This window comes from Microtetraspora sp. NBRC 13810 (assembly GCF_030268685.1).
GTDB lineage: Bacteria > Actinomycetota > Actinomycetes > Streptosporangiales > Streptosporangiaceae > BSRQ01.
Genome location: NZ_BSRQ01000004.1, coordinates 411989 through 431625 on the forward strand (window position 1 = coordinate 411989; position 19637 = coordinate 431625).

Genomic DNA, 19637 nt, shown 5'->3' on the forward strand with positions numbered 1-19637 from the left:
AGGGGTCCCGGGTGCGACGCGGCTCCCGGCAGGCCGGAGCGCGCCCGTCGCGGGAGGGCCGGTGCGGTCATGGGAACAAGGTCACGGGTGCCGGAGCGGGCGGGACGGATGACGGGAGCGGAGTCGTCGCAGCGGTTGCCGGGAGCGCTCCTCCTGCTGGTCGAGGACGACGACGGCGACGCGCTGCTGGTGCAGGAGCTGCTCGCGGACAGCGGCCTCGCGGCCCAGCTCCGATGGGTGCGCTCGCTGGGCGAGGCCCGTTCGGCGCTGGCCGAGGAGATCCCGCACTGCGTGCTGCTCGACCTGCACCTGCCGGACGCGCAGGGCCTCCCGATGCTGGCCGAGGTGCTGTCGGCGGCCGAGAGCGCGGCCGTGGTGGTGCTGACCGGGCTGGCCGAGGAGGGCACCGGTCTGGCGGCCGTCGCCGCCGGCGCCCAGGACTACCTCGTCAAGGGCCGGGTGGAGGCCGACCTGCTGGGCCGGGCGGTCCGCTACGCGGTGCAGCGTAAACAGGCCGAGCAGGCGGCGGCGGCGTTGCAGGTGGAGCGGGTGCGGGCGGAGGAGAACGCCCGCCTGGAGCGCGGCCTGCTGCCGGTCCCCCTGCTGAGCACCGCGCCGCTGCTGGTGACCGCCAGCTACCGGCCCGGCCGGGCCTCGACCCTGCTGGGCGGCGACTTCTACGACGTGGTGGAGGCCGAGGACGGCGTCGTGCACGCCGTGGTGGGAGACGTCTCCGGTCACGGTCCCGACGAGGCCGCGCTGGGGGTGTGCCTGCGCATCGCCTGGCGCACTCTGGTGCTCAGCGGGGTGAGCGGGCAGGAGCTGCTCAGGCAGCTCGAACGGATCCTCATCGCCGAGCGTTCCAACCCCGAGATCTACGCCACCGCGTGCATGGTCGCGCTGGATCCGGACCGCGCCTCGGTGCGGGTGCTGCGCGCCGGGCACCCCGGGCTGCTGCTGCGCTCCGCCGCGGGCGTCGAGTTCGTCGAGCCGGGGCACGGGACCGCACTGGGTCTGCTGCCCGGAGAGGGCGCCTGGACAGCGGAGGAGCTGAAGCTGACCCCGGGGGGCGCGCTCGTGCTGTTCACCGACGGGCTGTTCGAGCGGCGGCTGACCGCGGACGGCTCGGCGTGGCTCGACGAGGAAGGACTCCTCGCCCTCGCCCGCCGCCGCGCGGACCTGCCCGGTCCCGAGTTCGTGGACACACTGATCGCCGACGTCGAGAAAGCCACCGCCACGGAGGTCCACGCCGACGACGTGGCCGTGGTGCACCTGGAATGGAACGTGAACCCATGACTCCGCCCGTCCTCGCCGGCCCCCTCCCCGACGAGGCAGGCAGCGGCCTGCGCCGGCTGACCGTGCAGGGCTGGTTCCTCCTGGTGGTGGCCGTGCTGATCGTGCTCACCGTCGTCTGCGGCGCGGTCGGCGCCGTGGTGCTGAGGAACGCCACGGTGGTGTCGGAGCGGCTGGTGGACCGCATCTCCCCGGCGCGGATCGCGGTGGCCCAGTTGGAGAGCGCGGTCATCGACCAGGAGACCGGGGTGCGCGGCTACCTGCTGACCGGCGACCAGCAGTTCCTCCTGCCCTACACCGCCGGCATCGCCGCCGAGCGGCGGCAGGCCGAGCGCGCCGCCTCGCTGATCGGTGACCAGCCGGAGCTGCTGGCCGACCTCGCCGCCGTGCGGAACGGGACGGCCGACTGGCGCCGCAGGTACGCGGAGCCGTTCATCGCGGGGCGCCGGGCGGGCTCCAGCGCCGACACCGGGCAGGTGGCGGCCAGCAAGCAGACCTTCGACCACATCCGGGCGCTGTTCAACGTCGCCGACACCCACTTCCAGCAGGCGAGATCGCAGGCGCGTGCCGACCTGGAACGGCTGGAGGCCATCCGCAACTGGGCCTTCGCCGCGATCCTGGCCGTTTTCCTGCTGAGCGGCGTCGCCGTCGCCCTGCTGCTGCACCGCGCGATCGGCCGCCCGTTGGACGCCCTGCGCGCCTCGTCCAGAAAGGTCGCCTCGGGCGACTTCGGGCACCGGATCGAGGGGCTGGGCCCGGCGGACATCCGGGCCGTCGCCCTGGACGTGGAGAACATGCGCCAGGGCATGGTGCGGGCCCTGGAGGCGGCCGAGGAGCAGCAACAGCGGCTGCGCCGCCAGACGGCCGACCTCGACGCCCAGGCGGAGGAGCTGCGCCGGTCCAACACCGAGCTGGAGCAGTTCGCCTACGTGGCCTCACACGACCTGCAGGAGCCGCTGCGCAAGGTCATCTCGTTCTGCCAGCTCATCGCCAAACGTTACGGCGACCAGCTCGACGAGCGCGGCCAGCAGTACATCGCCTTCACCGTCGACGGCGCCAAGCGGATGCAGATCCTCATCAACGACCTGCTGACCTTCTCCCGGGTCGGCCGGCTGCACGACACGCGGGCGACCGTCGAGCTGGACCCGGCGGTGGACAAGGCGCTGGGCAACCTGTCGCAGATCGTGGAGGAGACCGGCGCCCGCGTCGAGCGCCCGGAGAGCCTGCCCGAGGTGACCGGCGACGCCACGCTGATGACCATGCTGTGGCAGAACCTCATCGGCAACTCGGTCAAGTTCCGGCACGCGGACCGCCCGCCGGTCATCCGCATCGGCTGCGAGCGCGACGGCGGCTTCTGGCGGCTGTGCGTGACCGACAACGGCATCGGCGTCCCCGCCGAGTTCAGCGAGAAGGTCTTCGTCATCTTCCAGCGGCTGCACACCCGGGACGCCTACAGCGGGACCGGCATCGGCCTGGCGTTGTGCAAGAAGATCGTCGAACACCACGGGGGCCAGATCTGGATCGACACCGCGTACACCGAGGGCACCCGCATATGCTTCACCCTTCCGGCCATGCTCTCCGACCGCGAGTGAGCCCCGGCCGGCCCGAGAACGCCGACAGCCATCCTCCGGAGGACTCTCCGTATGTCCAGCCTGGTCCAGCCCATCGAAGTGCTCCTCGTCGAGGACGATCCCGGGGACGAGCTCATCACCCGCGAGGCCTTCGAGCACAACAAGATCGGTAACTCGCTGCACGTCGTCCGGGACGGGCTGGAGGCCCTGGACTTCCTCTACCGCCGTGACGCGTACGAGGACGCCCCCACCCCGGACCTGATCCTGCTCGACCTGAACCTGCCCAAGTACGACGGCCGCCAGGTGCTGGAGCGCATCAAGTCCGATCCCGACCTCGCCTACATCCCGGTGGTCGTGCTGACCACCTCCGCGGCCGAGGAGGACATCCTGCGCAGCTACAAGCTGCACGCCAACGCCTACGTGACCAAGCCGGTCGACCTGGACCAGTTCATCAACGCCATCAGGCACATCGACGAGTTCTTCGTCAGCGTCGTCCGGCTTCCCCGGCAGCACTGATCCCGCCCGGCGGGCTTCCCTGGCCTGCCGTCGGCCCGTACCGGCGGTTAGCCATGCGGTGAACCGGGAAGTCCGCTCCCAGGTCCCCCCGCCGCCGACGGGAGGGAGTACGTCGTGACCAGGATCGAGCCGAGGCCGCCGGCCGCCGCTTCGGTCAGCCGGCCGGGGACGGGACGGCTGATCGCCTCGTGGCTGTCCACCACCGACCACAAGGTGATCGGGTACCTCTACCTCATCACGTCGTTCGGGTTCTTCCTCTTCGCCGGGATCCTGGCGATGCTGATCCGGGCCGAGCTGCTGGAGCCGGGGCTGCAGTTCGTCTCCAGGGAGCAGTACAACCAGCTGTTCAGCATCCACGGCACGATCATGCTGCTGCTGTTCGCGACACCGCTCTTCGCCGGGTTCGCCAACGTGATCATGCCGCTCCAGATCGGCGCCCCGGACGTGGCCTTCCCCCGGCTGAACGCGGCCAGCTACTGGCTGTTCCTGTTCGGCGGGCTCATGGTGGCGGGCGGCTTCCTCACCGCCGGCGGGTCCGCGTCCTTCGGCTGGTTCGCCTACACCCCGCTGTCCACCGCGACCTTCAGCCCCGGCACCGGCGGCGACCTGTGGGTCATGGGCCTGGTCCTGAGCGGCCTCGGCACCATCCTGACCTCGGTCAACTTCGTCACCACGATCACCTGCATGCGGGCGCCGGGCATGACGATGTTCCGCATGCCGATCTTCACCTGGAACACGCTGCTCACCTCGCTCATGGTGCTCATCGCGTTCCCGAACCTCGCCGCGGCGCTGCTGGCGCTGGCCGCGGACCGCAAGCTCGACACGCACATCTACGACCCGGAGACCGGAGGCGCGCTGCTCTGGCAGCACCTGTTCTGGTTCTTCGGCCATCCCGAGGTGTACATCATCGCGCTGCCGTTCTTCGGCATCGTGACCGAGGTCCTGCCGGTGTTCAGCCGCAAACCGCTGTTCGGCTACATCGGCCTCGTCGGCGCGACCATCGCCATCGCGGGCCTGTCGATGACGGTGTGGGCGCACCACATGTTCCCCACCGGGCAGGTGCTGCTGCCGTTCTTCTCGTTCATGAGCTTCCTCATCGCCATCCCGACGGGGGTGAAGTTCTTCAACTGGACCGGCACCATGTGGCGCGGGCACCTGTCGTTCGAGGCGCCGATGCTCTTCGCCGTCGGCTTCCTGGTCACCTTCCTGCTCGGCGGTCTCACCGGGGTCATCCTGGCCTCGCCGCCGCTGGACTTCCACGTCAGCGACACGTACTTCGTGGTGGCGCACTTCCACTACGTGGTGTTCGGCACCGTCGTCTTCGCGATGTTCGCCGGGTTCTACTTCTGGTGGCCGAAGATGACCGGCAAGATGCTCAACGAGACCCTGGCGAAACTGCACTTCTGGCCGCTGTTCGTCGGCTTCCACGCGACCTTCCTGGTGCAGCACCTGCTGGGGATGAGCGGCTTTCCGCGGCGTTACGCCGACTACAGCGCGGTGGACGGCTTCACCACGCTCAACATGTTCTCCTCCGTCGGTTCGTTCCTGCTGGGCGCCTCGACGCTGGTGTTCCTGTACAACGTCTACTGGACGCACCGGCACGCGCCCAGGGTGAGCGTCGACGATCCGTGGGGCTTCGGCAACTCACTGGAGTGGGCCACCTCGTGCCCGCCGCCGCGGCACAACTTCACCTCGCTGCCCCGGATCCGCTCCGAGCGCCCGGCCTTCGACCTGCACTATCCGCACGTGAAGTCACTGCGCCGTCAGGCCGGTCCCGAGTAGTCCTCCGCGACGAGCTCGCCGATGACCTGGCAGGTGCTCACCGGACCGCCGGCCTGGTCGGCGTGCGCCGCGAGCCGCTGGAGGAGCTCGCGGAAGCCCGGCCCGTCGTCGCCGAGACCGGCCAGGATGTGCTCCTCGACGTGCCGCAGCGCCTCCTGCCGCTGCTCCCACAGCGCCTGACCGCGCTCGGTGGCGACCACCCGCCGGTTGCGCCGGTCGTGCGGGCTAGGCTGCCGGCGCACCAGGCCGGCGCCCTCCAGGTCGTCGATGAGGTACGTCAGGACCGTGCGGTCGATGCCGAGCCGCTGGGCCATCACGCCCTGGTTGCCCGCGGTCCCCTCCACGGCGGCGGACAGCACCTGGAGCCCGCGCGGGCCGCCGGGAACGCCAGCGGCAGCCGTCTCCGTGCCGCGGACGTAGACGCGCAGGACGACGCCGAGCGCCCAGCCGAGGTCGCCTTTCAGCACGTCGGCGGCGGCGGGCGAACGGTCCGGATCCCTGCCCGCTCCCGGCGGGCCCGGGGTCACCTCTGTGGTCATCGTCTCACCTTATCCGGGATTCGTTCTGCTTGACAGATGTGTTGTGAGCAATATGGTTTGCCTATCAACACTTCTGCTCAAAGGATAATCTTCGATGACTCTCTTCCGTCTTGACGCGAGCATCCGCGGCGGCCAGTCGGCAGGCCGGCAGATCGCCGACACGGCCGAGGCCGCCTGGCGTCAGACCCACGCGCACCACAGGACGATCCGGCGCGACCTCGCCCAGACGCCCGTGCCCGGCGACGCCTGGCAGCTCTCGGTGTCGGCGGGGGCCGTGCCGGAGGAGCAGCGCACCCCGGAGCAGCGCGCCGCCGTCGCGCTCGCCGCCGAGCTTGCCACCGAGCTCCTCGAGTCCGACGCCTACGTGTTCGCCGCCCCGCTGTACAACTACGGCGTCGCCGGGAACCTCAAGGCGTGGGCCGACATGATCTTCACCGACCCGCGCTTCAACCCCGGCGCGCCCTCGCCGATCAGCGGCCGTCCGGCGGCGCTGATCATCACCCGCGGCGGCGCGTACGGCCCCGGCACGCCCCGCGCGGGGTGGGACCACGCCACCGGCTGGTACAAGCTTCTCTTCGGCGACATGCTCCAGCTCGACCTGCATGTCAGCGAGGTCGAGCTCACCCTGGCCGAGGTCACCCCGGCCATGGCCGAGCTGCGCGGCCTCGCCAAGGAGTCCTTCGCGGCCGGCACCGAGTCCGCCGGGAAGCACGGCCGGATCATGGCGGAGCGCATCGGCTGAACCGCTGACCGCGACGCCCCCAGCCGGGTCATCCGGCGCACGGGGGGCACCGAGCCGCCCGGGGTCCGCCGCCCCGGGCGGCTCTCCCCTTTCCCGGTCCGACCGCCCCGCCACCGGTCCGGCCGCCCCGCCACCGGGCGGATCGCGGACCGTCGCTCCACGCGAGCCCTAGAATGGTCCAGGTCAAATCTTGCGGGATAGGGTGACAGGCATGGACACATTCGCGGACCTGCTGAGGAGCAAGGGCCTGCGGAACACCACCCAGCGGCGCGCGGTCCTCGCCGCGCTGAAGGACGCGCCGCACGCCACCGCCCCCCGCCTGGAGGACGAGCTCGGCATCGCCAGGGGCGCCCCGGCCGCCTCGGCCGCCGGGCTGTCCCGCCAGGGCCTGTACAACGTGCTCGACGACCTGACCCGGGCCGGCCTCGTGCGCTGCATCGAGCCGGCCGGCTCACCCGCCCGCTACGAGCTGCGGGTCGGGGACAACCACCACCACCTGGTGTGCCGGAGCTGCGGGACCGTCGAGGACGTCGACTGCGCCGTGGGCAGGGCACCGTGCATCGATCCCGGTGACGACCGCGGCTTCGCCGTGGACGAGGCGGAGATCACCTGGTGGGGCCTGTGCGTCTCCTGCCAGGCCGCACGGGAGTCCTCCGGCGCCTGAGCGCCACGCCCCCTCGGGCGTCCCCGCGGTCACCCGTGCGGGGACTCGACCAGCGGAGTGTCGACCAGGTGCTCGATCAGGAACCAGCTCTGCAGCTCGCCGGTCCGGACGACGTTCGAGACCAGCAGGTCGTTGGTGCCGTCGTCGCCCATCTCGTCGGCGCGGGACGCCGCGTCGTGCGCGGCGACGAGGATCGTCTCATGCGCCTCGATGAGCCGCGAGAGCATCGCCGGAACCTCCTCCGCGCCGTCCGGCGGGCGCGGGATCACGGTGATCTCGGCCACGTGGCGGGGATCGCCGACCGCGACGCCGCCGAGGGTCTGCACCCGCTCGGCGAGCAGGTCCACCAGCTCCAACTGCTCCCCGGCGTGCTTGTCCAGCAGCAGGTGCAGCTGGTAGAAGGTCGGGCCGCGCATCAGCCAGTGATGCTTCTTGTAGAGGCTGTAGAGAATCTGGGTGTCGGCCAGGATCTGGTTGAGCCGCTGGCAGGAGTACATCCTCGCGTCCCGGGACAGCCCGAGCGGGAACTGCCGTACGGTGCCGAACTCCTGGATCTGGTGCCCGTCCAGATGCAGCCACGGCTGGCTGCCGCCGTTGTGCCTGCCCTTGGTGGTGCGCTTGACAGCCAATGCACTTCTCCTCATTTGCACGACAAGTCAGGACATCCACGGACATTCCCCCATTTACCTCAAAACAGCACCACATTTAGCCACATAGATGGACATAAGGGCGGCCGGGGGTGCCGCTGACCTGGGCGGACCCCGGAGTAGCCTGGCGAAGATGAGACGGCCCGTATGCCAGGCCGCCGGTCGTGTCGGTCCGCACGCGCAGGCGGCCCGTACGGCCGGACCGCCGGTCGTGAGGTCCGCACGGCGCAGGCGGCCCGTACGGAGGGGCGGCCGGTCGTGAGGTCCGAACGGCCTGTTCGGCGGGCCGGGCCCGCGGGCGTGTCCGGGTGTTCCGACCGGGATCGAAGGTGATGGGACATGAAGGTCGCCGTGATCGGGATCGGCGCGGTCGGGGCGGCGACGGCGCTGTCCCTGATCGAGCGCGGCGGGATGTGCCGGGAGATCGTCGTCGTGGACGTGGACGAGCGGCGGGCGAGGGGCGTGGCCGCCGACATGAGCTACGCCACCCCGCTGTCGCCGACGGTCGAGGTGCGCGCCGGAGGCTACGACGACGTGGCGGGCGCCGCCGTGGTGGCCATCACCGCGGGCGTGAACGAGAAGGCCGGCGGCGCCACCGACCGCGCCGACCCGCGAGGACGGCTGCGCCTGCTGGACAGCAACGCCCGGATCTACGCCGACATCGTGCCCCGGGCGGTCGCCGCCGCGCCGGACGCGGTGCTGATGGTGGTGACCGACCCGCCGGATCCGCTGGCCGACCTCACCCGCCGCCTCGCCGGGCACGACCGGGTGTTCTCCACCGGAACCCTGATCGACAGCCTGCGCTTCCGCGTCCACCTGGCCGACCGGCTGCGGGTGCGGCCCCGGGACGTGCAGGCCATGGTGGTGGGCGAGCACGGCACCTCCGAGGTGCTGCTGTGGTCCTCGGCATCCGTCGGCGGCATCCCCGCGCTGGACCTGCTCGCCCGGGAGGACCGGCCGCTCGACGAGGTGCGGCGGGAGATCGAGGACGGCATCCGCTACGCGAACATCTCCATCATCGAGGGCACCGGGGCCAGCCAGTACGGCATCGGGGCCGTCTCCGCCCGCCTGATCGAGGCGGTGCTGCGCGACGAGCGGGCCGTGCTGCCGGTGGCCGCCTACCATCCGGCGCACGACGTCACGCTGTCCCTGGTCAGCGTGCTCGGCGCCGGGGGCGTGCGGCGGATGTACGAGCCCGCCATGAGCGCGCCGGAGCGCGCCGCGCTGGAGCGGAGTGCGGCGGCCCTGCGCGAGGCGGCCCGGCGGACCGCGCAGGCCGTGCCCGCACCCCGCTGACAGGTTCAGGCCACTGACTCCTAGTTTGTCCAAAATTTGGGTATAGGGCCGCCGTGGGATCCACCATCACCGTCCCCCAGACCCGTGCGATGAGCGGCGACGAACTGTCCGCCGACGACGCCTGGGCGACGCTGCGTCACTACGGCGGCTGGCAGTTCGCGCGCGACTCGCTGGTCAGGTTCAGGTACGGCGACGGCATGAGCCACTCGCGTGCGCTCGCCTTCCAGATCTGCCTGGCGATCATCCCCGGGGCGATCGCCCTGGTCGGGCTCAGCTCGGTCACCGACCAGGAGCAGCTCGGCCGGGTGCTCGAACTCACGTTGAGCCGCCTGGCCCCCGGCGACGGGGTGGAGGCGGTCGCCGAGGCGCTGGGCAACGGGCAGCGCACCCGGGACGCGCTCGCGCTGTGGCTCGGCCTCGCGACCACGCTGGCGGCGCTGACGACCGCGATGGCGCAGTTCGAGCGGGGCGCCAACCGGATCTACGGCGTCGAGCGCGACCGGCCCTTCCACCGCAAGTACGCCAGGGCCGCCCTGCTCGCGCTGACCGCCGGCGTGTTCATGATCACCGGGTTCACCATCCTGGTGGGCGGCGGCGCGGCCGGGGACGCGATGGCCGAGGTCTTCGGCTGGGGCGCGACGATGCGCGGCGCGTACGCGCTGGTCCGCTGGCCGCTCGGCTTCCTGCTGGCACTGATGTCGATCATCGTGCTGTTCCGGGTCTCCCCCAGGCGCAGGCAGCCGGGTCACACCTGGCTGGCGTTCGGCGCGCTGGCGGCCCTGGCCCTGTGGACGCTGTTCACCCTGGCCCTCGCCCTGTACACCGAGCAGAACAGCACGTTCGGCGACACGTACGGCCCGCTGACCGCCGTGATGGCGCTGCTGCTGTGGTCGTTCCTCAGCTCGATCGCGCTCTTCCTGGGCATGGCGTTCGCGGCGCAGCTCGAAGCCTGCCGGGCCGGTTGCGCGTCGCCCGCGCATCCCGACTCCGGCCCCACGGCGGAGGAGGAACGCGAGCCGCTGGTCGGCGCGGTCGGGTCCGCCGCGTTCACGATGGCGCGCGGCCTGGCCGACCTGCTGCGGCGACGCATCGGCCGGGCGCGCGGCGAATGATCGTCGGGCCTCCCGGGTTCGCCCCCGGCAAGTCGCGCCGGTCCTAGCGCGTCCGAGGGCCTGGCTGGTGTCCGGGTCAGCGCGTCCGAGGGCCTGGCCGCTGGCCAGGTCAGCGCGTCCGAGGGCCTGGCCGGTGTCCGGGTCAGCGCGTCCGAGGGCCTGGCCGCTGGCCAGGTCAGCGCGTTCGAGGGCCTGGCCGGTGTCCGGGTCAGCGCGTCCGAGGGCCTGGCCGGTGGCCAGGTCAGCGCGTTCGAGGGCCTGGCCGGTGTTCCGGTTCTAGTGGCGGTTCGCGACCCGGTGCCCGAAGTGGCGGGCGCCCGGGGCTAGGGCGGCCAGGGCGGGGGCCAGGAAGCAGGTCAGGGCGCAGGCGGCGAGCACCGGGGCCGCGCCGAAGGCCCCGATGGCGGGCGCGATGAGCGCGAGCCCGAGCGGAGCGAGGCCGTAGGAGAGCAGGAAGTCCAGTGAGGAGACGCGGGCCAGCAGCCGCGGATCGACCTCCCGCTGGGTGGCGGTGAACCAGGGGACGTTGAACACCTCGATGCCCGCCCCGGCGACCGCGTACGCGGCCACCACGACGGCCGGATGCACCGGAAACAGCAGCCCGAGCGGCGCGAACCCGTAACACGCCAGCCCGGCGAGCGCCGCCCACCCCTGCGCGCCCGCCCGCCGGGACGGCCGGCGGCGGACGACGAGGAGGGCGCCCACCAGCGCGCCCACGGTGTACGCGGTGGTGGCGGCGGCCAGCACGGCCCCGGCCCCGTACAGGTCGCGGCTGACCAGGGGCAGGACGACCCCGGTGGCGGAGTACCCGGTCGCGATGACCGCCGTCAGCGCGGCCAGCCCGGCGAGGAACCACGGATGCCTGCGCGCCTCCCGCATCCCGTCGGCGAACTCGCCGAGAAACACCCCCACGCCGAACCCGCGAAGCGGCACGACGGGTTCCCGGGGTGTCACGGTTTCTCTGGGTTCGACAGGTTCTCGGGGCTTGGCGGGGTCCCAGGGCTTGGCGGGTTCCCGGGGTCCTGTGGGGGGATCCGTGGTGCGGGCGGGAGGCTGTGCGGGGGGACCGGTGGTGGAGGTGGGGGGCGGTGCGGGGGGATCGGTGGTGGAGGTGGGGGGCGGTGCCGTACCGGGTGGTGCCGTGGCGGGCGGGGGTGGGAGGAGGGCGGCGGCGAGCCAGAGGAGGGCGATGGCGGTGAGGAGGGCCGTCGCGTCGAGGAGGAGGGCGAGTGAGGCGGTGGCTCCGGGGGCGACCAGGACGGTGACCCTGACCGCCATGGTCATCGCGGCGTTGGCCCGCGCGCGGTCGCGGACGTCGACGACCTCGGCCGTGAGCGCCTGGAAGGCGGGCCGGCAGGCGCCCTGACCTGCCCCGGTCACGGCGGCCGCGACCGCCATGAGCGGCACCGACCGTTCGAGTCCCGCGGCGATCAGCGGAGTGGCGAGCGCCGCGAGCAGGGCCGCCCAGCGGACGACCGCGCGGCGCGAGTGCCGGTCGGCCAGGACGCCGCCGACCGGCACCCCGGCGAGGAAACCCAGCGTGCGCGCGGCCAGCACCACGCCGAGCCCTGCGGCGCCCAGCGCGCCGTCGAGCAGCGCCAGCCCGAGGACGAACGGCAGCGCCCACGTGGCCAGTCCGGAAGCGGTCGCCCCCGCCCACAACCTCAGGAACGCCGGCTCCCGCAGCACGGACCGCCGCCCCACGGCATCCGGCACCGCCGGGAACGTCACAACCCACCACCCCCACCGGCCACGCGAGACGAAGTACCCACTCCCTCACCCCCACGACGAAACCACACCGTCACCTCATTCACACCGCCTCCAGCGCCATGACTCGCCGCCACGGCACCCGGCACGGCTTACCCGTTCGGCGAGAGGGCTCGTCGGTTCGGGTGGGCAGGGCGTGGACGCGGGCGAGGATTCCCGTGAAGAACCCGGTGACGCGTCAGCGTGAGGTGACGCCGGCCCGGGGCAGGCGGTAACTGGTTGGAAAGCGGACCTTGCTCGGTACCGCCGCGCGGGAATCGATTGGTGAGTGGCCGCGGTGGCCGGGTGTCCCGGGCGGGGGTCAGCCGCCGGCCCAGGGGACGAGCGCGGGTGCGTGCTGGGCGACCTGGGCGAGGGTGGGGGCGGCGGCTCCGCCGTGGCCGGTGACGGACAGCGCGCCGCAGAGGGTGGCCAGCGTGAGGCTGTCCGCCAGGTCGAGGCCGTAGAGGTGGCCCGCGACGAATCCGGCGTCGAAGCAGTCTCCGGCGCCGATGGTGTCGGCGACGTCCACGGGGCGTGCGGTGGCGGCCTCGCGCCGGGCGGAGGTGGCGGCGAGCGCTCCCCACGCCCCGTTCTTGATCAGTACGGTCGGGGTGAGCTCCGCGAGAGCCGGCCGCACGCGCATGCCGGATCGGCTGCTCGGCGCAGTCGGCTTCGGTGCAGTGGGTGGCGACTCGTACCGTGTTCGCCCCCGCCGCCCGGACGGCACCCAGCGGCGATGAGCGCCGGCGTGTAGAGCAGGCCCTGGATGATCTGAAGGTCGCCGGACGGCACCGGCACGAGATCGCCCACGCGCTGACCAAGTTGCCGCTGATCTCGGCGAGGGCGGCCAGGGCGAACCGCACCAGGGAACGGACGATCGTCATGGCCGGTAGTACAGCGGATCCCAGCGGTGGCCACACCACCGGGCCATCAGCGGGAGCGCGGCGCCGTTGCGGGTGATCAGCCCACCTATACAGAGCACCTCGACCAGTGGGTCCACCGCAGCGGCCCGGTGTTCCGGTAGATGATCCCTTACGGAACTCGGGTGTCGTTGATCGAGGTGTCTACCCGCCGTCACGCCCTTCGGGCCGGGTAGCGTCCAGGTTGCTCCGCACTGTCTTGGTGAGCGGGTGGTCGGCGCCCAGCACCCGCTCGCGCTCGGCCAGGGTGGCCTCGAACAGCGGAATGGCCCGGCCCAGATCCCCCGCCGCCCGTTAGGCGCCAGCGAGGTTGTTGCGGGAGGCCAGGGTGTCGGGGTGGTCGCCGCCCAGCACCCGCTCGCGCTCGGCCAAGGTGGCCTCGAACAGCGGGATGGCCCGGCCCAGATCCCCCGCCGCCCGGTAGGCGCCAGCGAGGTTGTTGCGGGAGGCCAAGGTGACGGGGTGGTCACCTCCCAGCACCCGCTGGTAGGCGGTGTGGGCGCGGTGATGCAAGGCGGTGGCGCGGACGAGGTCGTCTTGGCCGCCCAGGAACAGCCCAGTGTCGTTCAGCAGGTGGGCGGTTATGGGGGTGTCGGTGGCGGCGGGCGCGGAGCCGGCCAGAGCAGTGATGTGCGGCAGCAGGGTGCGCCAGGTCGGCCATCCGGCCGGATCGCCATAGGGGGTGGTGGTGGTGGGCAGGGCGTCTTTCAGCAGGGTGGTGGCATGCTGGAGGGCGGTGGTGATGGCGGATTCCTGGCGGTGCGGGTCGCCGGGGTCGGGGGTGCGGGCGAGGGCCACCGAGGGCCTCGGTGAAGTGGCTCTTGCCGGTGCCCGATGGCCCGCAGACGCAAAGGTTCTCCCGGCGTCCGATCCATTCCAGGGCGCGTAGCGCGGACTGGGTGGGGACCGGGATCGAGGAGGCGTCCTCGTTCCAGATGTGGAAGGTCTTCCCGGTCGGGAACTGGGCTCGCTGGCGCCTGGTGCGCAGGTTGGAGGCGGCTCGGCCGGCGGCTTCCTCGGCCAGCAGCACTCTGACGATCTCGGCCGGATCCCAACGTTGTGCCTTGGCGGTCGGGATGACCTCGCTCATCGCCCGGCGGATGTGCGGCAGTTTCAGCGCCTTGGTCAAGGCGACTGCCCCGTCGGAGGCGGAGCCCAGCGCGGCGGCGGTTGCCCCGGCCGGGGCCTTCAGCCGCGGCGGAGCGGGGGTATCGACCGTCATCGGTTCCTCATCTCTGTGTTGGTGTTGGGGTGGTGATTCGGTGGTGCGGATGGGTGGAGGCGGGTCGTTGTCAGTGGCCGGCCGTAGCCTGGCGCGATGATCCGTAATCCGTGGGAGCAGCGCTCGTTGGAGGCTGCCGTCTTCGATGCCCAGTCCGCGGTGCTGGAGTTCGATCAGGCCCGTTCCTGGCTGCGCTCGGCGCCGACCGAGCCGATGGAGCCGTTGGGCGCCGAGGTATGGGTGCTGGATCCCGCGCTGGAGCAGATCGTGCTGGTCCGGCATCCCTGGCGCGGCCTGGTGCCGCCTGGCGGCAAGGTCGAGCCGGGTGAGAGCCCGCGCCAGGGCGCGGCGCGAGAGTTGGCCGAGGAGAGCGGGTTGCGCCCGCGGCTGCTGGAGCGGCCCGCCGCGGTGGCGGTGCGCTCTTTCCACCCGGACTTACCGGTGACGTTGTCGTTGTCCTATGCCGCGATCGCCGACCCGGCTCAGCCGCTGGCCGCAGAAGTCGGACAACCGGCGCTGTGGTGGCGGGTGGATGAGGATTGGGGCAGCTTCTTCCCACAGGATCCAGACCGGGTCCGGCAGTATGTGAAGGCCTTGAGGACCGACGCGGTGGGTTGAGCGGGCAGCCGTTCACGATGGCGGCCGCTGGCCGAAGCCGGACCAGCCGCCAGTGCCCGGTTGGAGGCTATGGTCCTCTCCGGCGCGAGAGGCGGTTGCGGGTTCGTCGTGGAAGAGCTGGTGATCCAGGATCGAGCGCAGGTCGCCATCGTTGAACCGGCCGGCCATCGCCGCCGTTCCCAGGGCCCGGTCGACCGCGGCCAGGCCGCGCAGCTTGGCCAGCGCGACCGCCTCGGCCATCGTGGACACCACGCCGCGGGTTCCCTGGGCCGCGGCCTCCTCCAACCACGACACCGCGCCGGATCCGACGGCCAAGAACGCCTCCTCCGCGGCGGTCCGCGGCTTGGGGGTGCGCCTGCCTCGGGCCGAGGGTGGGTAGTGCTCATCCAAGATCACCGGATTGCCCGCGGTGGAGCGCTGGTGTCGGGCGATCTCGACCGGGAGGCCCTCGACGATCGCGGTGACCACGAGGTCGTCGCCGTGCCAGCGGATGAACACCTGCCCTCCGGCGTGCTGGTGCGGCACCGAGTAGCAGACCTGGTCGACCCGGATCGTGGAGTCCTTGGGGTGGACGGCCCGGGTGGTGCCGAACGCGGCCGTGTAGGGGTGCTCGGGGACCTGATGCAGCCGGAATCGCTCTTCGCCGAGAATCTCGAACGGGACGCGGCGGGTTTCGCGGTGGACTCGGCCGTTGACCTCGGCCATGAATTCATCGCAGGCCGCCTCGATCTCGGCGAACCTCGAGTAGGAGGCCCGCAGGTTCGTCGTGGTCGGGACCAGGTCCCGCTTGGCTAGTTTCACCGTGTTCTCCACTCCGCCTTTGGAGGCGGGGTCGGCGGGCATGCAGGTGCGGATCACGGTGCCGTGGAACCGGCCGATCGGCACGATGTCGGGGTTGCGTAGCGCGGTCGTCGCCACGTGCCCGGTCGTGACGGTCTTCTCGTTGTTGGTCAGGCAGTAGGTCGGCACCCCGCCGAACGCGCGGAACGTCGCGTCCAAACATGCCGCGATCGTTGGCACCGTCTTGTCCAGCACCGGGATCACTACCCGAAACCGGGACCACGCGAGCCAGGCGCATCACAGCGACGTGCGCCGATCCCCCAGCCGTGGCCCGTGGCCCCAGTCCCACTGCATCCACAGCCCCGGCTCGGTCACCCATGGCCGGTGCACCCGTCGATGACCGGCCCGCCAGGACTGCTTCGCCGCTGCCACGGCTCGCCTGGTGGTGCGGTCGGTGCCGTCGAAGCCCATCGCGACCAGCTTCTTGTGGACCTGGTCCACCCTGCCTCGGCAGCGGAAGAACGCGGCGCGTCGCACACCGCAGGCCCCCACCTCGTCGACTAGTCGACATGTGCGGGGCGAACGGGTGCAATCGATCCATGCCGGGTAGAGGTGCGGGCCGCGTGCCCGCAAGACAGGTCATCGCCGCTGCGGCGGTTGCGCGGGCGCGTCGCGCCCGCCGGCAGGAAGAACTCGCCTCGAACACACAGACACCACCCGCCTCCGTCGGCAGCGGCCAAACGCCGAGCAGACGCGGGAGGAGGCTCCGTCTGTGGACTGGGCTCTTGCTGGGAGCGGTAAGCGCATATGCGTTCTTGATGATCATTATCAACCCGGAATCTCCGCTGGCAGTGGCGGGTATCCCTCTGGCAGTTATGTACGGGTTGGCGATGGTGGTGCTGCTGGGACCCGTGGCCCGGCGGTTAGCCGGTGAGCGTCGCCCTTTCTCCGAAGAAGAGCGAGCGTCGCTGACGATGACCGAGCGGGTCGATGCGGTCAACAACGTCAGGGGAATGCTCCTCCAAAGCGTGACAGCGCTACTGATCATCGGGGGTTTGTTGTTCACCGCCCAAGGGGTTGTTTACACCGCTCAGACAGTGGAGGCGACCCAGCAGGGGCAGATCACCGACCGCTATACCAAGACGATCGAGCAGTTGGCTTCAGACAAGCTCAGCGCGCGTCTGGGCGGCGTATATGCCCTGGAGCGCCTCGCTCGTGACTCTGAACGCGATAGGAGGAGCATCTACGATGTCCTGGCCGCTTTCGTCCGTGAGCGTGCCTCTTTGGCCGGTGCCAAGAGTTCTACGGCTGCACTCGCCGTCGATGCCGAAGCTGCTCTGGTCGTGCTAGCTCGCAGAGAGATCGACGAGGAGTACCTCGAAGGAATTGTTGACGATCAAGGCAACATATTCCTTCACGAGGGTTCTCTCCCGGTTTTAAACCTGAGCGACGTTCGTCTCCGTGGCGTGGACCTAGCTGTCACGGTTCTGGGGGGCTTTAATGGTGTGGACTTTCGCAGGGTGAATTTCGCCGGTAGTGACTTGAGCGGCGCGAACTTCAGGGACGTGGTTCTGAGGGGCGCAAATCTCGCCGGCGCGAATCTCGCTGGAACTGACCTGCGCGGCGCGGATTTACGCGAGGTTAGTGGTGTCACCGATGAGCAGATCAAGGCCGTAGCCAAGGTCGATGAGAAAACTTTGTTCGGGGTATGCCCTGAAGACACGGGATGCGGGCCTCAGATCTTTCGTTAATCTGGAGCCGCACGTCGCGGAGATCGGCTTTCCGGAGGGCTGCAGGGCGCGGATCGCTCAACGACCGCCGCTGGGAGGAGATGGTGTCGAGGGTCGTCTGGACATGTGGTCGCCGGTCAGCCGTCACCGTATACCGCCGCCCACACGACAGCGAGACCTCAGCCGTGGCCGCGAACCGTACCCCGTCTTCCGCCTTGATCTGGCCGCCCGGGCGAACATCGATCAACCACGGACCGTGTCGAGTCACGGCGAGGAAGTCGGGGGCCTGCCGTCGCTAAGGTTCGACCGAAACTGCCCTAGACCAGTTCTACGGCCTCGGGGAACATCGGTACAGCGGTTAACGCTAAGCCGGTGATCATGGCGAATAGCACAGGTGACAGGCCCGGCGGCGGGGTTCGGCGGAAGATCCCTTATCAGGGCCGGGCGCCGATAGCTTCACGCTCATGCCAGTGGAGTTCCGGACCGACGAACAGGCGGCGTCGTACGGCAAGTTCAATGAGGAGCCGACCAGGCCGGAGCTGGAGCGGTTCTTCTTCCTGGATGACGAGGACCGCAAGCTGATCGCGAAGCGGCGCGGGGACCACAGTCGGCTCGGGTTCGCTCTCCAGATGTGCACGGTGCGCTACATCGGCCGGTTCCTCCCGGACGACCCGCCAGACGTGCCGTGGGTCGTGATCGAGCACCTGGCCGGCGCAGCTCGGCATCGCGGGTGCGGCGTACCGTGACGCCATGACGACCGAATGGGACGCCGTCATGTGGTCTATCCGGCTGGGCCAGCCAGAGCCTCGGGTGGGTCGACTCCGATCAGCGTGAGGAGGTTGGCCACCTTGCGGTCGAGGCCGACGCCGATGTCGGTGACCTCGGGGAGCCGAACCCGCCGAACGCGACGCTCGGCTGATCCAGAGTGAAGACGGCGTGGTCGTTGTCGTCCCCGTGCACCAGGATGCGCAGCGGCGCGTAGAAGCAAGACCTCCGGCTGGTGTCGGAACATACTCTCGGCGGTCACTGGATTGCCCAGCAGATACTCGGTGCACTTCGTCCGGTGTCCGGCGATGGCGAAGAACGGGGTCACATCGATCTTCCAGAAGATCACCGGCTCGTCCGCCACCGCCGCCTCGAAGGCGTTCCAGTCGCCCGTGGTCCGGCCGGCCCGCAGCGCGGCCTCCGTGTCGAACACCGGTGCCACCCGTTCGAAGGCGGCGACGAACGCGTCGAAAGGCATCCCGGTGGAAATCTCCAGGCGCACCATCGGATGCTCTACGGAGATCGTCTGCCCACCCGGCATGTCTCTGGCTCCCCTTCCAGCCACTTTACGCCGCCTCGATGGCATAAGCGCAGCTCACCCCATATCCTGGTAACCCGCTCCTCGTACGGAGGGGGATCGGTCATGGCAGACCTGCTCGACCTCGTCATCGAGGCGCATGGGGGCCTGGCGCCGTGGCGGAACGCCGTCAGCATCTCCGCGGCGGTTGACATGCGCGGTGAGTTCTGGGCCGTGAAGGGCCAATCAGACCTGGTCGGCGGCTGGAAGAGCGTCACCGCCGACCTGTCCCGCCAGCACATCACGATCACGCCGTTCGGCGAGGATCGCAGCGTCGTATTCGACGCCGTCGCCGATCGCGTGCGGATCGTCGACAAAGGCGGAACCCTGGTGGACGAACTGGCCGCGCCCCGGGCCGGCATGGCCGGCTACGCCGTCGACACGAGATGGTCACCGGCGCAGACCGGATATTTCATCTCTTACGCCCTGTGGCTGTATCTCCTGGAACCGTTCCTGCTCACCCTGCCCGGCATCACCACCCGCGAGGTCGAGACGTGGAGCGAAGACGAGGAGACCTGGCGGCGGCTGGAGGTGGCGTTCCCCGACGGCCTGGCCAGCCACAGCCCGACCCATACCTACTACTTCGACACGGAAACCGGACTGCAGCGAAGGGTGGACTACGCACCGGTGGTCAACGGCAGCCCACCGAGCGCCCACTACACCGACGAGCACCGCGCCTTCGGCGGAATAGTGGTTCCCACCCGCCGCCGCGTCCTGAGACGCCACCTGGACAATACGGCCGTCCACGCGACCCCTCACATCCTCATCGACGTTGAGGACGTACGGCTGAACCCGTGAAGTGAGTGATCAGGTCAGGGCCTCAGGGAGTCCTGGGCCTCTACCGCCGACAGCGGCCAGTACAGCCGGTACATCAGGCAGCGGGGCCGCGGGAACGGCAGTCGTTTGGGCTGGCCTCGCGACAGCCATCCCGTGATGGTCTTGGGTGTGACGCCGGCCACGGCGGCGGCGCCGGCGATGTCGAAATGAAATGAAACCGGTGCTCCGGGTCAGGCGGCTGCGCGTTCGGCGGCGAGTTGCGCTCGTGCGGCGCGGTGGTCGGCCCGGCCGCGTTGGTCGCGGGGACCGAGTACCTATCCGCCCGATCCTCGGCGAG

Annotated in this window: 20 protein-coding genes and 1 pseudogene; 12 read left to right on the forward strand and 9 right to left on the reverse strand. The window is 70.6% G+C overall.

The window, feature by feature from the left end:
- Nucleotides 1–69: 69 nt before the first annotated feature.
- The 4 genes from QSK26_RS11575 (at nt 70) to ctaD (ending at nt 5162) form a co-directional block, all read left to right on the forward strand.
- On the forward strand, nt 70–1296 hold the full coding sequence (locus tag QSK26_RS11575) for a PP2C family protein-serine/threonine phosphatase (RefSeq protein WP_352244313.1): 1227 nt from the start codon (nt 70–72) through the stop codon (nt 1294–1296).
- On the forward strand, nt 1293–2885 hold the full coding sequence (locus QSK26_RS11580) for a sensor histidine kinase (RefSeq protein WP_285775050.1): 1593 nt from the start codon (nt 1293–1295) through the stop codon (nt 2883–2885). Before QSK26_RS11575 ends, QSK26_RS11580 begins: the two co-directional genes overlap by 4 nt.
- Before the next feature lie 51 nt (nt 2886–2936).
- Nucleotides 2937–3380: a response regulator gene (locus QSK26_RS11585; RefSeq protein ID WP_285775051.1), complete on the forward strand. Its 444-nt coding sequence runs from the start codon at nt 2937–2939 to the stop codon at nt 3378–3380.
- 177 nt (nt 3381–3557) lie between these two features.
- Complete coding sequence (gene ctaD, locus QSK26_RS11590) at nt 3558–5162, forward strand: aa3-type cytochrome oxidase subunit I (RefSeq protein ID WP_502888695.1); 1605 nt, start codon at nt 3558–3560, stop codon at nt 5160–5162.
- Here ctaD and QSK26_RS11595 read toward each other — a convergent pair.
- Nucleotides 5144–5701, reverse strand: coding sequence for a MarR family winged helix-turn-helix transcriptional regulator (locus QSK26_RS11595; RefSeq protein ID WP_285775052.1), 558 nt, complete (start codon nt 5699–5701; stop codon nt 5144–5146). The two genes, ctaD and QSK26_RS11595, sit on opposite strands and share 19 nt — an antisense overlap.
- 94 nt (nt 5702–5795) lie before the next feature.
- Here QSK26_RS11595 and QSK26_RS11600 point away from each other — a divergent pair, with 94 nt between their 5' ends.
- Entirely contained in the window at nt 5796–6443 is a 648-nt protein-coding gene (locus tag QSK26_RS11600; RefSeq protein WP_285775053.1) for an FMN-dependent NADH-azoreductase, read from the forward strand.
- A 211-nt stretch (nt 6444–6654) separates the two neighbouring features.
- Nucleotides 6655–7107, forward strand: coding sequence for a Fur family transcriptional regulator (locus tag QSK26_RS11605; RefSeq protein ID WP_285775054.1), 453 nt, complete (start codon nt 6655–6657; stop codon nt 7105–7107).
- 29 nt (nt 7108–7136) lie between these two features.
- Here QSK26_RS11605 and QSK26_RS11610 read toward each other — a convergent pair whose 3' ends face one another.
- The gene (locus QSK26_RS11610) at nt 7137–7736 is read right to left on the reverse strand and encodes a Dps family protein (RefSeq protein WP_285775055.1); all 600 of its coding nucleotides are present in this window, start codon (nt 7734–7736) and stop codon (nt 7137–7139) included.
- Nucleotides 7737–8093: 357 nt separating this feature from the next.
- Here QSK26_RS11610 and QSK26_RS11615 point away from each other — a divergent pair, with 357 nt between their 5' ends.
- Nucleotides 8094–9050, forward strand: coding sequence for a lactate/malate family dehydrogenase (locus tag QSK26_RS11615; RefSeq protein WP_285775056.1), 957 nt, complete (start codon nt 8094–8096; stop codon nt 9048–9050).
- A gap of 53 nt (nt 9051–9103) precedes the next feature.
- The gene (locus tag QSK26_RS11620; protein ID WP_285775057.1) at nt 9104–10162 is read left to right on the forward strand and encodes a YihY/virulence factor BrkB family protein; all 1059 of its coding nucleotides are present in this window, start codon (nt 9104–9106) and stop codon (nt 10160–10162) included.
- A 276-nt stretch (nt 10163–10438) separates the two neighbouring features.
- On the opposite strand, the gene QSK26_RS11625 is transcribed toward QSK26_RS11620, so the two are convergent.
- From QSK26_RS11625 to QSK26_RS41770, 4 genes and pseudogenes are all read right to left on the reverse strand, one after another.
- Nucleotides 10439–11878 carry an MFS transporter gene (locus QSK26_RS11625; RefSeq protein ID WP_285775058.1) on the reverse strand — a complete coding sequence of 480 codons (1440 nt, stop codon included), beginning with the start codon at nt 11876–11878 and terminating at the stop codon, nt 10439–10441.
- A gap of 352 nt (nt 11879–12230) precedes the next feature.
- A complete protein-coding gene (locus QSK26_RS11630) occupies nt 12231–12554 on the reverse strand; it encodes a carbohydrate kinase family protein (protein ID WP_285775059.1) in 324 nt (107 codons plus the stop codon).
- A gap of 571 nt (nt 12555–13125) precedes the next feature.
- Complete coding sequence (locus tag QSK26_RS11635) at nt 13126–13629, reverse strand: tetratricopeptide repeat protein (RefSeq protein WP_285775060.1); 504 nt, start codon at nt 13627–13629, stop codon at nt 13126–13128.
- Nucleotides 13630–13687: 58 nt separating this feature from the next.
- Nucleotides 13688–14053, reverse strand: a pseudogene (locus tag QSK26_RS41770) (ATP-binding protein); the annotation flags it as partial.
- Nucleotides 14054–14149: 96 nt separating this feature from the next.
- Between QSK26_RS41770 and QSK26_RS11645 the strand changes: the two are divergent.
- Entirely contained in the window at nt 14150–14671 is a 522-nt protein-coding gene (locus QSK26_RS11645; protein ID WP_285775061.1) for an NUDIX domain-containing protein, read from the forward strand.
- A 12-nt stretch (nt 14672–14683) separates the two neighbouring features.
- Here QSK26_RS11645 and QSK26_RS11650 read toward each other — a convergent pair whose 3' ends face one another.
- Together QSK26_RS11650 and QSK26_RS11655 are read right to left on the reverse strand one after the other, a co-directional pair.
- Nucleotides 14684–15670, reverse strand: coding sequence for a Mu transposase domain-containing protein (locus QSK26_RS11650; RefSeq protein WP_285775062.1), 987 nt, complete (start codon nt 15668–15670; stop codon nt 14684–14686).
- A 78-nt stretch (nt 15671–15748) separates the two neighbouring features.
- On the reverse strand, nt 15749–15988 hold the full coding sequence (locus QSK26_RS11655) for a hypothetical protein (RefSeq protein ID WP_285775063.1): 240 nt from the start codon (nt 15986–15988) through the stop codon (nt 15749–15751).
- A 281-nt stretch (nt 15989–16269) separates the two neighbouring features.
- Here QSK26_RS11655 and QSK26_RS11660 point away from each other — a divergent pair, with 281 nt between their 5' ends.
- Both QSK26_RS11660 and QSK26_RS11665 read left to right on the forward strand, forming a co-directional pair.
- Nucleotides 16270–17202 (forward strand): pentapeptide repeat-containing protein, encoded by a 933-nt coding sequence (locus tag QSK26_RS11660; protein WP_285775064.1) that lies wholly within the window; start codon nt 16270–16272, stop codon nt 17200–17202.
- A 443-nt stretch (nt 17203–17645) separates the two neighbouring features.
- Nucleotides 17646–17927 (forward strand): DUF4158 domain-containing protein, encoded by a 282-nt coding sequence (locus QSK26_RS11665; protein WP_285775065.1) that lies wholly within the window; start codon nt 17646–17648, stop codon nt 17925–17927.
- A gap of 35 nt (nt 17928–17962) precedes the next feature.
- On the opposite strand, the gene QSK26_RS11670 is transcribed toward QSK26_RS11665, so the two are convergent.
- Entirely contained in the window at nt 17963–18487 is a 525-nt protein-coding gene (locus tag QSK26_RS11670; protein WP_285775066.1) for a hypothetical protein, read from the reverse strand.
- 102 nt (nt 18488–18589) lie between these two features.
- Here QSK26_RS11670 and QSK26_RS11675 point away from each other — a divergent pair, with 102 nt between their 5' ends.
- Complete coding sequence (locus QSK26_RS11675; protein ID WP_285775067.1) at nt 18590–19321, forward strand: hypothetical protein; 732 nt, start codon at nt 18590–18592, stop codon at nt 19319–19321.
- The last annotated feature ends 316 nt before the right edge of the window (nt 19322–19637 follow it).

Excerpts from the sequence above, each read along its gene's own strand:
- QSK26_RS11585 (WP_285775051.1), top strand. The coding sequence starts at position 2,937 with ATGTCCAGCCTGGTCCAGCCCATCGAAGTGCTCCTCGTCGAGGACGAT.
- QSK26_RS11675 (WP_285775067.1), top strand. The coding sequence starts at position 18,590 with ATGGCAGACCTGCTCGACCTCGTCATCGAGGCGCATGGGGGCCTGGCG.
- QSK26_RS11670 (WP_285775066.1), bottom strand. The coding sequence starts at position 18,487 with ATGCCGGGTGGGCAGACGATCTCCGTAGAGCATCCGATGGTGCGCCTG.
- QSK26_RS11605 (WP_285775054.1), top strand. The coding sequence starts at position 6,655 with ATGGACACATTCGCGGACCTGCTGAGGAGCAAGGGCCTGCGGAACACC.
- QSK26_RS11580 (WP_285775050.1), top strand. The coding sequence starts at position 1,293 with ATGACTCCGCCCGTCCTCGCCGGCCCCCTCCCCGACGAGGCAGGCAGC.
- QSK26_RS11660 (WP_285775064.1), top strand. The coding sequence starts at position 16,270 with ATGATCATTATCAACCCGGAATCTCCGCTGGCAGTGGCGGGTATCCCT.
- QSK26_RS11630 (WP_285775059.1), bottom strand. The coding sequence starts at position 12,554 with ATGCGCGTGCGGCCGGCTCTCGCGGAGCTCACCCCGACCGTACTGATC.
- QSK26_RS11575 (WP_352244313.1), top strand. The coding sequence starts at position 70 with ATGGGAACAAGGTCACGGGTGCCGGAGCGGGCGGGACGGATGACGGGA.
- QSK26_RS11595 (WP_285775052.1), bottom strand. The coding sequence starts at position 5,701 with ATGACCACAGAGGTGACCCCGGGCCCGCCGGGAGCGGGCAGGGATCCG.
- QSK26_RS11615 (WP_285775056.1), top strand. The coding sequence starts at position 8,094 with ATGAAGGTCGCCGTGATCGGGATCGGCGCGGTCGGGGCGGCGACGGCG.
- QSK26_RS11665 (WP_285775065.1), top strand. The coding sequence starts at position 17,646 with ATGCCAGTGGAGTTCCGGACCGACGAACAGGCGGCGTCGTACGGCAAG.
- QSK26_RS11600 (WP_285775053.1), top strand. The coding sequence starts at position 5,796 with ATGACTCTCTTCCGTCTTGACGCGAGCATCCGCGGCGGCCAGTCGGCA.
- QSK26_RS11645 (WP_285775061.1), top strand. The coding sequence starts at position 14,150 with ATGATCCGTAATCCGTGGGAGCAGCGCTCGTTGGAGGCTGCCGTCTTC.